This window comes from Marinococcus halotolerans DSM 16375 (genome assembly GCF_000420725.1).
Classification (GTDB): Bacteria; Bacillota; Bacilli; order Bacillales; family Marinococcaceae; genus Marinococcus; species Marinococcus halotolerans.
Genome location: NZ_ATVM01000018.1, coordinates 47004 through 58157 on the forward strand (window position 1 = coordinate 47004; position 11154 = coordinate 58157).

Here is an 11154-nt window from a genome sequence, read left to right on the forward strand (position 1 = left end):
AATAGTCGTTGGAGGAGATAGCGTGAATCTGATATTGATGGGGCTGCCGGGTGCTGGAAAAGGCACGCAGGCTGCAACAATTAGTGAAGAATACAATATTCCCCACATTTCTACTGGGGATATGTTCCGCACAGCCATTAAAGAAGAGACAGAGCTTGGCAGACAGGCAAAGTCTTACATGGATGCTGGTGATTTAGTTCCAGACGAAGTCACAAACGGTATTGTTGAAGAACGTTTGCAGAAAGAAGACTGCCGAAACGGATTTTTGCTCGATGGTTTTCCTAGAACTCCGGCACAGGCCGGGGCACTGGAGAAAATGCTGGCAGATATGGGCAGGCAGCTCGATTACGTACTGAACATCGATGTTCCAAAAGAAAAACTTGAAGAACGTCTTACCGGCCGTCGCGTTTCACCTTCTTCAGGCAGAACGTATCACGTGATTTACAATCCGCCGAAGCAGGAAGGTATTGATGATGTAGACGGAAGTGAACTCGTTCAGCGCGATGATGATAAACCGGAAACGGTTAAGCGCCGTTTGGAAGTAAACATTGAACAGCAGCAGCCGCTGATTGATTTCTATGAAGAAAAAGGATATCTCCGCAACATCGATGGAGATCAGGATATAGATAAAGTATTTCATGACATTGAAGCACTCTTGAAAGACCTTCGTGCATGATTGTTTGTAAAACGGGTCGGAATCTCGTTATAATACGGGAAGTGCGATGTGGCAGAAGCGTTTCATAAGTAACGTGGAGCCCATCGGATGCGATCCGGGAACATGATGCAATACCATCATTTTAGGGGTACACTGAATTTGCCTAGAGCAAACACGTATACACCCTCTCCGATGGTTGGACAACCCAGGCCGTTTATTACGGTTTCAGGTTGCTAAATCCTAACGAAGCCTAAGGAAAAGAGGATGCATGCATGAAAGATTCGGAGTCAAGGCGACCCGATCTGGGACAAATCGTTCGAGTGACCCGGGGGCGCGAAGCTGGTCAGTACGCGGTAGTAATTGATGTGCTGGATGATAAGTTTCTAATGCTGGCGGACGGGGAAAGACGAAAGTTCGATCGGGGAAAGAAGAAAAACACGTCCCACGTAGAATTGCTTTCGTATATTTCGCCGGAAGTACAGTCGAGTTTAATAGAAACCGGCCGAGTGACTAACGCGAAAATCCGGCACGCTCTTTACACCTTTTTTGAACAAGAAGCCTTATTTGAAAAGGAGAATTAATTCATGGCTAAAGATGATGTTATTGAAATGGAAGGCACGGTGGTTGAGCCTCTTCCAAACGCTATGTTTCGTGTTGAGCTTGAAAATGGACACAAAATTTTAGCGCATGTTTCCGGTAAGATCCGTATGCACTTTATCCGGATTCTTCCTGGTGATAAAGTAACTGTTGAAATTTCACCATACGACCTTTCCCGCGGACGTATTACGTACCGCTACAAATAGACCCGCAAGTTCATTCTTGAGCACTCTTACCAATGCATGGCTTACATGCAGTGAAGGAGGTAAATGGAAAATGAAAGTAAGAGCTTCCGTTAAAAAGATTTGTGACAATTGTAAAGTTATTCGCCGTAAAGGTTCGGTAATGGTAATTTGCTCGAACCCGAAGCATAAACAAAGACAAGGATAATAAAAAGGAGGTGCCCGCATGGCACGTGTTGCAGGAGTAGATATTCCGCGTGATAAGCGTATTGCTATTTCACTCACTTACGTATACGGCATCGGCAAATCGCTTGCAGTTCAGGTTCTGAACGAAGCTGACGTTGACCAGAACACCCGTGTGCGTGATTTAACAGAAGACGAGCTGGCCCGTATCCGTACGGCTATTGATAACAACCATACGGTAGAAGGGGATCTTCGCCGTGAAACTTCCCTCGACATCAAACGCTTGATGGAGATCGGAAGCTATCGTGGGATCCGTCATCGTCGTGGACTGCCGCTTCGCGGACAAAACACGAAGAACAATTCCCGTACCCGTAAAGGTCCGCGTCGTACAGTAGCAAACAAACGTAAATAATTTATTTATAAAGGAGGTTACCTATTATGGCAAAAGCAAAGTCGAACGCACCACGTAAACGCCGTCAGCGCAAGAATATAGAGTCGGGTGTGGCTCATATCCGCTCGACGTTTAACAACACGATTGTAAACATTACGGACGTGCAGGGGAACACACTTGCATGGGCAAGCGCTGGAGTGCTTGGTTTCAAAGGTTCCCGTAAATCCACTCCGTTCGCAGCTCAAATGACTGCAGAAACAGCAACAAAAGCTGCAATGGAACACGGATTGAAAAGCGTAGAAGTTACAGTGAAAGGTCCAGGTGCTGGACGTGAAGCTGCAATTCGTTCCCTTCAGGCAACCGGTGTAGAAGTTACGGTTATTCGTGATGTTACGCCAGTACCTCATAACGGGTGCCGCCCGCCAAAACGTCCACGTGCATAACTGAAAGCGAACATGACTATTGCAAAGGAGACAGGCTGGAAGGTGTGCTTATGCATCCTGCTTTCCTGCTTTCCTTATTTTCCGGCACCGGCTGCCGGATGTACGACGTTTGAAGGAGGGTACGCAAACAAATGATCGAAATTGAAAAGCCTAACATTGAAGCGGTCGAAGTGAGCGAAGATGCCAAGTTTGGCAAATTTGTTGTTGAACCATTGGAACGTGGTTATGGTACTACCCTGGGGAATTCCCTGCGTCGTATTCTTTTATCCTCGTTACCGGGAGCAGCGGTCTCTACGGTTCAAATCGATGGGGTTCTTCACGAGTTTTCTACGATTGAAGGCGTGCTTGAAGACGTAACGACCATTATTTTGAATTTGAAAAAGCTCGCTTTGAAGGTGTACTCTGATGATGAAAAAGTGCTTGAGGTTGATGTGCAGGGAGAAGGTACAATCTCTGCTCGGGACATCACGCACGACAGCGACGTAGAAATCCTGAATCCGGATCTTCACATCGCCACTCTATCAAAAAACGCCAACCTGCATATGCGTCTTACCGCTCATCGCGGACGCGGCTATGTCCCGGCTGAAGGAAACAACAGCGACGACCTTCCAATCGGTGTCATTCCCATTGATTCTATTTATACGCCGGTCGAGCGTGTAAATTACCAGGTGGAAAATACCCGCGTCGGACAGATTACCAACTATGATAAGTTAACGTTGGATGTCTGGACAGACGGAAGCATCCGTCCCGAAGAGGCAGTATCCCTTGGTGCGAAAATCATGAATGAGCACTTGAATATCTTTATCGGCCTGACCGACCAGGCACAGAATGCGGAAATTATGGTGGAAAAAGAAGAAGACCAAAAAGAAAAAGTGCTTGAAATGACAATTGAAGAGCTTGATCTTTCGGTCCGTTCTTATAACTGCCTGAAACGCGCAGGCATCAATACTGTGCAGGAGCTGACGCAGAAGTCAGAAGAAGATATGATGAAAGTCCGCAACCTCGGACGCAAATCGCTCGAAGAAGTTCAGGAAAAGCTCGGTGAACTCGGCCTCGGATTGCGCGAAGAGGACTAATCATAAATATTTGTTTGACCAAAGGAGGGAATTGTAATGCCATACTCAAAGCTTGGACGCGACACATCGGCAAGAAAAGCACTCTTTCGTGATTTGACTACCGACCTTATTATTAATGGCCGGATTGAAACAACTCACGCAAAAGCGAAGGAAGTACAGCCGATCGCAGAAAAAATTATTACTCTTGGAAAACGTGGAGACTTGCACGCACGCCGTCAGGCAGCTGCATTTGTTCGCAAAGAAACAGCTAATGAAGAAGGCCAGGATGCTGTTCAGAAGCTGTTCTCTGAAATCGGTCCTCGTTACGAAGACCGCCAGGGCGGATACACGCGCGTACTGAAACTCGGACCGCGCCGTGGGGACGCTGCTGAAATGGCTATCATCGAACTTGTATAAACGGGAAGTCCTCGTTTATACATTTCTTTCATTTGCAAATGAAGGTTACATGTAAAAGAGGCAGGACGATGTCTGTAAAGACTGCGTCTTGCTTTTTTTCTATGCAAAAATCGAACATTAAAGGGAGGGGAGTGGGCATGGCGATTATTGAACTCCGGGATCTTGAATATCAATATGAGGAGAGCAACGAGAAGGTATTGAAAGGGTTAAATAAAAAGATCCATCAGGGGGAATGGCTTTCGATTATAGGAGCCAACGGTTCGGGAAAATCGACACTCTCCCGTCTCTTTAACGGCCTGTCCCAGCCAACCGGAGGATCCGTTCTTGTGCTGGGTAAAAAAACAACGGACGAGGCGTCCCTGCAGATGATCCGGCGGGAAGTGGGCATGGTTTTCCAAAACCCGGAGCATCAGTTTGTGGCACCGACAGTGCGTGATGACATTGCTTTTGGAATGGAAAACGCCGGAATTCCGCGTGAGGTAATGCTTGAACGTATTGATGAAGTCAGCCGCTGGGTAAACATCGAGCATATTTTACATATGGAGCCGCACCGCCTGTCCGGTGGCCAGAAGCAGCGGGCGGCGATAGCCGGAATTCTTGCTTTGCGTCCCCAGGTGATGGTGTTTGATGAATCGACCTCGATGCTTGATCCGAACGGCAGGAAAGAAATTTTGGAAACAATGAACCGGCTGTGCCGTGAATCGGGCATTACAATTGTATCGATTACGCATTATCTTGAAGAAGCCTTTATGTCCGACCGTATCTGGTTCATGAAAGCAGGAAGAATCGAAAAAGATGTAACCACAGCGAGCATTCCTGATCAGCTGGAGTGGATGGAGGCAGAAGGGATGCCTCTTCCGTATAAATATCAGCTTTACCGGGAAGCAAAGAAGCGGAGGATCGATATACGAGCGCTCCGTACCATGGTTGAAGGAGAGTAGCGGCATGGAAGTGAATTTTCAAAACGTAAGCCATGTGTACATGAAAAAAACTCCGTTTGAAACATTGGCACTCAAAAACATAGATGCCTCCTTCCGTTCTTCTTCCGTGACGGCTGTCATTGGGCGTACCGGGTCCGGGAAATCGACACTTGTACAGCATATCAACGGCCTGCTGAAGCCTTCCTCCGGCGTGGTAACGGTAGGGGAGCACCAGCTGGAAGCCAGGACAAAAAGAAAAATGGTCAAAACGGTGCGGAGCCATGTAGGGATGGTGTTTCAGTATCCCGAGCACCAGCTGTTTGAGGAAACTGTTGAAAAAGATTTATTATTTGGACCGAAAAACAAAGGAATGGATGTAGCAGAAATACAAAAAAAGCTTCCGGAATTGCTGCAGCAGGTGGGTCTCACTGAGACACTTCTAAAGCGCTCGCCGTTCGAGCTGAGCGGAGGACAGATGCGCCGGGTAGCAATAGCTGGGGTGCTTGCCACCAACCCGGATATTCTTATCCTGGACGAACCGACCGCCGGGCTCGATCCCCAGGGCCAAAAAGAAATTCTGGAGTTATTTATGAACTGGCAGCGTACGTATCAGCCGACTACGATTATGATTACGCATCAAATGGAGGAAGCAGCCGCATTTGCTGAGTATATGTATGTGATGGAGGATGCAGAGATCAAAATGCAGGGAGAGCCGGAAGCCATTTATGCCCAACGGGAAAAGCTTCGGGAAATGGATTTGGATATCCCCGAGCAGGTACAGGTGCTCCAGCAGATTGAGAGGGACAGTGGCATCCGCTTCCCGCATTATAAGCTTTCTCCGGAAGAAGCTGCCGACTACTGGGAGCAGGCGGTTCAGAACGGGGAGGTGCCGTATGTTTGAAAATGTCATAATCGGCCAGTACTTGCCGGGCCGTTCCTTTCTTCATCATATGGACCCCCGGGCAAAAATTGCTGCCGTATTATTTTTAATCATTGTAATTTTTCTGGTGAACAGCTGGAATGGGTACGCGCTTTTCGGAGCGGTGGCAATAGCCATTTATTTTCTTTCCGGGGTCCCGTTCCGGTATATCCGCAAAGGCATGTTTCCGGTATTTATTTTAGTGATATTAACATTTTTTCTGCACGCTTTTTTCACAAGAGAAGGAGATATCCTTTTTTCGGTCGGTATGTTTTCGTTTTATGAAGAAGGTATCCGCCAGGGGCTTTTTATTTCCCTTCGTCTGCTGCTGCTCGTATACTTTACATCGCTCTTAACGCTGACCACGAGTCCGATTGACCTTACAGATGCCCTGGAGCAGATGTTTTCGCCGCTCGAGCGCTTCAAGTTTCCTGCCTACGACGTAGCGATGATGATGTCGATTGCGATCCGGTTTATTCCGACACTGCTGCAGGAAACAGAAAAAATTATTAAAGCCCAGACGGCCCGTGGCGCTGATTTTAACAAGGGTTCTATGCGGGACAGAATGCAGGCGTTTGTCTCCCTGCTGGTTCCGTTATTTGTACGGGCCTTCCGGCGTGCGGAAGACCTGGCCTATGCTATGGAGGCCCGCGGCTATAACGGGGGAGAAGGGCGGACCAAGCTTCGTCTGCTCGTGTGGGGCTGGAGAGATACTTTATGCTGTGTTCTGATTGCGGCGTTTGGAGTTGTTTTATTGTTTTTACGCCAGTAAACGAAAGGAGGAGAGCCTAATGCCGAGAGTGAAAGCAACAGTGGCGTATGATGGTACGTTTTTTGAAGGCTGGCAGGTACAGCCGGGACGCCGGACCGTCCAGAGAGAAATCGAGGAAGCGCTCCAGAAAATGCATAAAGGGGTTCATGTGCCCATTCATGCTTCAGGAAGGACAGATTCCGGCGTGCATGCAAAAGGCCAGGTCTTTCATTTCGATTCTCCGCTGCGCCTGCCCGAGCACAAATGGGGCAAGGCCCTCGAATCCTTTCTGCCCAAAGATATCCATGTCTGGCACTCCGCGTATGCCGATGAAGATTTTCACGCACGCTTTGATGCGGTGGAAAAAGAATACCGGTACTGTGTGCTGCTGCGTAAAGAACGGGACGTCTTCCGGCGGAATCATGCCTTTTATTATCCATATCCTACAGACGTTGAGGCTGTGCAGAAAGCAGTCCGCTACATTGAAGGGGAGCACGACTTTACCTCCTTTTGCGCAGCCAACACCGACGTGAAGGAAAAAACCCGCTCGGTATACAAAGCCGACGTTACGCTCGATGGGGAGGAGCTGTGGTTTACGTTCCGTGGCTCAGGTTTTTTGTATAACATGATTCGTATTGCTGTAGGAACTCTTCTTGAAATAGGGAAGGGAAACCGCTCCCCTGAAGAAATGAAAGCCATTATTGAAGCGAAAGAGCGGGCAGCTGCAGGCAACACAGCTCCCGGCCACGGGCTGTATCTTTGGAAGGTGAATTACTGACAGGAAAAGTCGTGCGTTAACAACGTTTAAGGTCAGCTGAAAGTGTCCCCCGCTCCGAAGAAAATTGATTATAAAAAAACAACGTTTCCTGGTGTTTTAACATTGACATTTTGCCCCTATTATTATACGATGTTATTTGGCATTTCACGTCCCACTGCCCCGGGATACGGAATGATGAGCGTAAATAAGACAAGTGATCGATGATATAATCGGCAGAGAATTGATTTAGGAGGGAAACAACTATGCGTACGACATACATGGCTAAGCCAGGCGACGTAAAACGCAAATGGTACGTAGTAGACGCACAAGGCCAGACACTCGGACGTCTTGCCAGTGAAGTCGCTGCAATCCTTCGCGGTAAAACAAAGCCACAATACACCCCGCACATCGACGTTGGGGATAACGTGATTATTGTTAATGCAGAAAAAATCCACTTGACCGGGAAAAAACTTTCTCAAAAGTATTATCACCGTCACAGCGGTTATCCAGGTGGACTGAGATCTACACGCGCCGACGACATGCGCCGCGAGAAACCAGAAAAAATGCTCGAAATTGCTATTAAAGGCATGCTTCCGAAAAATACTCTTGGCCGTGAACAAGGCAAGAAGCTATTTGTATACGAAGGCCCAGAGCACAATCACCAGGCACAACAACCAGAAGAACTGCAACTGCGCGGTTAAAATAAAAGGAGGGACTACATTTGGCACAAGTACAATATTACGGTACTGGACGTCGGAAAAACTCCTCGGCTAGAGTTTTTCTTGAGCCAGGCGATGGAAAAATCACTGTAAACGACCGTGAACTCGACGAGTATTTCAACCTTGAAACATTGAAGCTTGTTGTAAAGCAGCCACTCGCTGCTACAGGCACGGAAGGTTCTTATGACATTAAAGTAACTGTAAGAGGCGGCGGCTTCACCGGCCAGGCTGGTGCTATTCGTCACGGAGTAGCGCGCGCTCTCCTGAAAGTAGACCCGGATTTCCGTCCTACTCTGAAATCTGAAGGCTACCTGACTCGTGACGCACGTATGAAAGAGCGTAAAAAATACGGTCTCAAAGCAGCACGTCGTGCGCCACAGTTCTCGAAGCGTTAATGCATTTCTTCATCCAAAGCTCCTTCTGCATCCAGCAGAGGGAGTTTTCTTTTTACCTGATTTGTTTATGTGTAGAGAAAAACGGCAGGTTTTAGTTGTAAACGTTTGAAATCTGCTTCTTAAAAACGGTATGCTAGATAAGGAATGTTTCCAATAGTTACAGCTATAGTCTAGAGAAGGAAGGTGTGCAATGTGATTACAGAAGAACAGGTGCGTGAAGCACTTCAGTCCATAGAAGACCCTGATCTGGGCAAGCCGATTGTTGAAACCGGCGGTATCCGCAGTATCAGTGTGAAAGATGACAGCAAAGTGCGTTTGAAAATAGCATTGGCTAAGACTGGGACGCCTGAACAGATGCAGATGCAGCAGCAGGTAGTGGATACAATTAAAGAGGCCGGTGCCGACTCAGTAGGACTCCGCTTTGAAACTCTTGAACCCGAAGAAGTAGAAAAAGCCGGAGGGTTAAAAGGGGAAGAAGGACCGAAAATTTTATCCGAGGATAACAAAACTCAGTTTATTACCATTGCAAGTGGTAAAGGCGGAGTCGGTAAATCTACGGTTACAGTCAACACAGCTGTAGCGCTTGCCCGTGCCGGAAAAAAAGTAGGTATTATCGATGCAGACATTTACGGGTTCAGTGTACCGGATATGATGGGCATTGAAGAACGGCCGAAGGTACAGGATGAGCGGATCTATCCGGTAGAGCGTTTCGGCGTTAAAGTCATTTCCATGGGATTCTTTGTGGAGGATAACGCTCCAGTAGTCTGGAGAGGTCCAATGCTCGGAAAGATGCTTAATAACTTCTTTAATGAAGTCGAGTGGGGGGACCTTGATTACCTGCTGTTGGATCTTCCGCCGGGAACAGGGGATGTGGCACTCGACGTTCACACTACCCTGCCGGAAAGCCAGGAAATTATCGTCACTACGCCGCACCCGACGGCAGCATTTGTAGCAGCCCGTGCCGGAGCAATGGCTATTAAAACCAACCACCGTGTGTTGGGGATTATTGAAAACATGGCTTATTATGAAAGCCGGAGCGGTGAGAAAGAATATGTCTTCGGTGAGGGCGGAGCAGACCGTTTGGCTGACGAGTTAAAGGTTGGCATTCTCAGCCGCATTCCATTGGGACAGCCGCTTGAAGACGACAGTGTGTTCGCTCCGTCTGTTTATCAGCCGGAACACCCGATCGGTGAGCTTTATGATGAATTGGCATCAACGATTATGAATAAAGTACCGACCGAGTAGCATCCAATAAACAGAAGCCGCCTGCAGATATCTGCGGGCGGCTTCTTGCTATTTATTGTATTGAATGAGTTCTTCCATCGGCTGCTGGAGAGACGGGACAGTATAAATATATTTAGAGGGAGAATCAGTTAAAGGGCCGATATGAATGCCTTCAATCCCGAGCAGAACGCCGGGCATCACATCATTCATTAAGTTATCCCCGATGACCATCGTTTCCTGAGGGCTCACCCGGTACTCTTCCAGTAATTGTTCGTAATGATCCTTCGTTTCTGCCGGCTTGTTCGCAGAAGTAATCCTGGTGTAGGGAGGCAGCAGATCATGCAGGTTTAACTGCTGTAAAATGGATTCGGCGTCTTCATCGTCGCTATTGGTGACTAACACCATCTGCTTTCCATTAGATTGTAGCCACTGCAGGCCGGACCGCAGCGAAGGAGTCTGGGAAAGCTGGAAAGCTTCGGACGACATATATGTTTTTGTTTCCACGTAAGCGGCATAGGCTTCTTCTTTCGAAACACCAAAATGTCTGGCAGTAGCATGGGGCGTCCACCATCCGTCCCCAATAGCTATTTTTTTGTCAAAGTCAAAAGAAAGGTTCTTATACTCTTCGGCCCACACAGAAGGTTCCATTTCTTTCCCGCTCCAATTGACGACTCTTACTGGCTGGGTGGTGACCGGGTCGAGATAGAGAATACGGTCGTTCTCTGCATCATACGCTGTACCTATCTGCAGATCACGCTCGCCGTTTTGAACAGCTTCGTACTCGGAGAAAAACGCAGGCCTGTCTTTTTCTGCAATAAAAGCTGCGAGCCGTTCAGCGTAATAATCAAAGTGTTCAGTATCCTCATATAGAGTGCCATCCAGGTCGAAAATTAATAACTCTTTATCATTCCAGTGGATATCGGCCAACGGTCAATTCTCTCCTTTCTTCCATTACCTGCCCCTAGAATAGCATAAAATCCAAAGTAATTAGTAATCAGAATGAAAAGGAAAGGCCTATATAGAGACCTGTGGGAGCAATAGCTAATTATGCGGTAATTTATTTCTGCATTTTTTTAAAAGAAATTATAAAAAGTTGTTGACCGCTTAGAGCCACGGTGATATATTTATACATGCGCTTCCGAGAGAGGCGAAAAAACAACAACCGGAAATAATAAATTTCATAAAAAGTTGTTGACTTTCATTTACCTACTTGGTATGATGTTAATTGTCGCTTTGAGCGGCAGATCGTTCTTTGAAAAGGAAAGACAAGCCAGAGCCCCAAAGAAAAGAATCAAATTTAGGGCATCAACTGATGCCACAGCATCAAACTTTTTACGGAGAGTTTGATCCTGGCTCAGGACGAACGCTGGCGGCGTGCCTAATACATGCAAGTCGAGCGCGGGAAGCCGGCGGACTCCTTCGGGAGGAAACCGGTGGAACGAGCGGCGGACGGGTGAGTAACACGTGGGCAACCTGCCGGACTGATGGGAATAACCCCGGGAAACCGGGGCTAATGCCCAATACGCCCTGACCTCGCCTGAGGTCA

16 protein-coding genes and 1 rRNA gene are annotated in these 11154 nt (G+C 47.7%); 16 read left to right on the top strand and 1 reads right to left on the bottom strand.

Annotation, left to right across the window (positions count from 1 at the left end):
* Window positions 1-22: 22 nt before the first annotated feature.
* The 15 genes from G548_RS0112475 (at window position 23) to G548_RS0112545 (ending at window position 9629) form a co-directional block, all read left to right on the top strand.
* On the top strand, window positions 23-676 hold the full coding sequence (locus G548_RS0112475) for an adenylate kinase (protein WP_022794488.1): 654 nt from the start codon (window positions 23-25) through the stop codon (window positions 674-676).
* A gap of 251 nt (window positions 677-927) precedes the next feature.
* Window positions 928-1236 carry a KOW domain-containing RNA-binding protein gene (locus G548_RS0112480; protein WP_022794489.1) on the top strand — a complete coding sequence of 103 codons (309 nt, stop codon included), beginning with the start codon at window positions 928-930 and terminating at the stop codon, window positions 1234-1236.
* 3 nt (window positions 1237-1239) lie between these two features.
* On the top strand, window positions 1240-1458 hold the full coding sequence (gene infA / locus G548_RS0112485; RefSeq protein ID WP_022794490.1) for a translation initiation factor IF-1: 219 nt from the start codon (window positions 1240-1242) through the stop codon (window positions 1456-1458).
* A 70-nt stretch (window positions 1459-1528) separates the two neighbouring features.
* Complete coding sequence (gene rpmJ / locus G548_RS19030) at window positions 1529-1642, top strand: 50S ribosomal protein L36 (RefSeq protein WP_084687350.1); 114 nt, start codon at window positions 1529-1531, stop codon at window positions 1640-1642.
* Between the two features lie 18 nt (window positions 1643-1660).
* Window positions 1661-2029 carry a 30S ribosomal protein S13 gene (rpsM, locus tag G548_RS0112490; RefSeq protein WP_022794491.1) on the top strand — a complete coding sequence of 123 codons (369 nt, stop codon included), beginning with the start codon at window positions 1661-1663 and terminating at the stop codon, window positions 2027-2029.
* Window positions 2030-2055: 26 nt separating this feature from the next.
* Complete coding sequence (rpsK, locus tag G548_RS0112495; protein ID WP_022794492.1) at window positions 2056-2451, top strand: 30S ribosomal protein S11; 396 nt, start codon at window positions 2056-2058, stop codon at window positions 2449-2451.
* 131 nt (window positions 2452-2582) lie between these two features.
* Window positions 2583-3527 carry a DNA-directed RNA polymerase subunit alpha gene (locus tag G548_RS0112505; RefSeq protein WP_022794494.1) on the top strand — a complete coding sequence of 315 codons (945 nt, stop codon included), beginning with the start codon at window positions 2583-2585 and terminating at the stop codon, window positions 3525-3527.
* Between the two features lie 36 nt (window positions 3528-3563).
* Window positions 3564-3923: a 50S ribosomal protein L17 gene (gene rplQ, locus G548_RS0112510; RefSeq protein ID WP_022794495.1), complete on the top strand. Its 360-nt coding sequence runs from the start codon at window positions 3564-3566 to the stop codon at window positions 3921-3923.
* A 137-nt stretch (window positions 3924-4060) separates the two neighbouring features.
* Complete coding sequence (locus G548_RS18140) at window positions 4061-4864, top strand: energy-coupling factor transporter ATPase (protein WP_022794496.1); 804 nt, start codon at window positions 4061-4063, stop codon at window positions 4862-4864.
* Window positions 4865-4868: 4 nt separating this feature from the next.
* Window positions 4869-5744, top strand: coding sequence for an energy-coupling factor transporter ATPase (locus G548_RS0112520; RefSeq protein WP_022794497.1), 876 nt, complete (start codon window positions 4869-4871; stop codon window positions 5742-5744).
* Window positions 5737-6534, top strand: a complete 798-nt coding sequence (locus tag G548_RS0112525) for an energy-coupling factor transporter transmembrane component T family protein (protein ID WP_022794498.1) — start codon at window positions 5737-5739, stop codon at window positions 6532-6534. The genes G548_RS0112520 and G548_RS0112525 overlap by 8 nt, the downstream gene beginning before the upstream one ends.
* Window positions 6535-6553: 19 nt before the next feature.
* Entirely contained in the window at window positions 6554-7291 is a 738-nt protein-coding gene (truA, locus tag G548_RS0112530; RefSeq protein ID WP_022794499.1) for a tRNA pseudouridine(38-40) synthase TruA, read from the top strand.
* Window positions 7292-7533: 242 nt separating this feature from the next.
* The gene (gene rplM / locus G548_RS0112535; protein ID WP_022794500.1) at window positions 7534-7971 is read left to right on the top strand and encodes a 50S ribosomal protein L13; all 438 of its coding nucleotides are present in this window, start codon (window positions 7534-7536) and stop codon (window positions 7969-7971) included.
* Window positions 7972-7991: 20 nt separating this feature from the next.
* Complete coding sequence (gene rpsI, locus G548_RS0112540) at window positions 7992-8384, top strand: 30S ribosomal protein S9 (RefSeq protein ID WP_022794501.1); 393 nt, start codon at window positions 7992-7994, stop codon at window positions 8382-8384.
* A gap of 192 nt (window positions 8385-8576) precedes the next feature.
* Window positions 8577-9629, top strand: a complete 1053-nt coding sequence (locus G548_RS0112545; RefSeq protein WP_022794502.1) for a P-loop NTPase — start codon at window positions 8577-8579, stop codon at window positions 9627-9629.
* Window positions 9630-9677: 48 nt separating this feature from the next.
* Here the strand turns inward: G548_RS0112545 and G548_RS0112550 are convergent, their stop codons facing one another.
* Window positions 9678-10535 carry an HAD family hydrolase gene (locus G548_RS0112550; RefSeq protein ID WP_022794503.1) on the bottom strand — a complete coding sequence of 286 codons (858 nt, stop codon included), beginning with the start codon at window positions 10533-10535 and terminating at the stop codon, window positions 9678-9680.
* A 404-nt stretch (window positions 10536-10939) separates the two neighbouring features.
* Between G548_RS0112550 and G548_RS0112555 the strand changes: the two genes are divergently transcribed.
* Window positions 10940-11154 (top strand): 16S ribosomal RNA (locus G548_RS0112555); the annotation flags it as partial.

Bases quoted from the DNA above. Each gene is read 5' to 3' on its own strand.
- G548_RS0112480 (WP_022794489.1), top strand. From the start codon at position 928: ATGAAAGATTCGGAGTCAAGGCGACCCGATCTGGGACAAATCGTTCGA.
- infA (WP_022794490.1), top strand. From the start codon at position 1,240: ATGGCTAAAGATGATGTTATTGAAATGGAAGGCACGGTGGTTGAGCCT.
- rpmJ (WP_084687350.1), top strand. From the start codon at position 1,529: ATGAAAGTAAGAGCTTCCGTTAAAAAGATTTGTGACAATTGTAAAGTT.
- rpsM (WP_022794491.1), top strand. From the start codon at position 1,661: ATGGCACGTGTTGCAGGAGTAGATATTCCGCGTGATAAGCGTATTGCT.
- rpsK (WP_022794492.1), top strand. From the start codon at position 2,056: ATGGCAAAAGCAAAGTCGAACGCACCACGTAAACGCCGTCAGCGCAAG.
- G548_RS0112505 (WP_022794494.1), top strand. From the start codon at position 2,583: ATGATCGAAATTGAAAAGCCTAACATTGAAGCGGTCGAAGTGAGCGAA.
- rplQ (WP_022794495.1), top strand. From the start codon at position 3,564: ATGCCATACTCAAAGCTTGGACGCGACACATCGGCAAGAAAAGCACTC.
- G548_RS18140 (WP_022794496.1), top strand. From the start codon at position 4,061: ATGGCGATTATTGAACTCCGGGATCTTGAATATCAATATGAGGAGAGC.
- G548_RS0112520 (WP_022794497.1), top strand. From the start codon at position 4,869: ATGGAAGTGAATTTTCAAAACGTAAGCCATGTGTACATGAAAAAAACT.
- G548_RS0112525 (WP_022794498.1), top strand. From the start codon at position 5,737: ATGTTTGAAAATGTCATAATCGGCCAGTACTTGCCGGGCCGTTCCTTT.
- truA (WP_022794499.1), top strand. From the start codon at position 6,554: ATGCCGAGAGTGAAAGCAACAGTGGCGTATGATGGTACGTTTTTTGAA.
- rplM (WP_022794500.1), top strand. From the start codon at position 7,534: ATGCGTACGACATACATGGCTAAGCCAGGCGACGTAAAACGCAAATGG.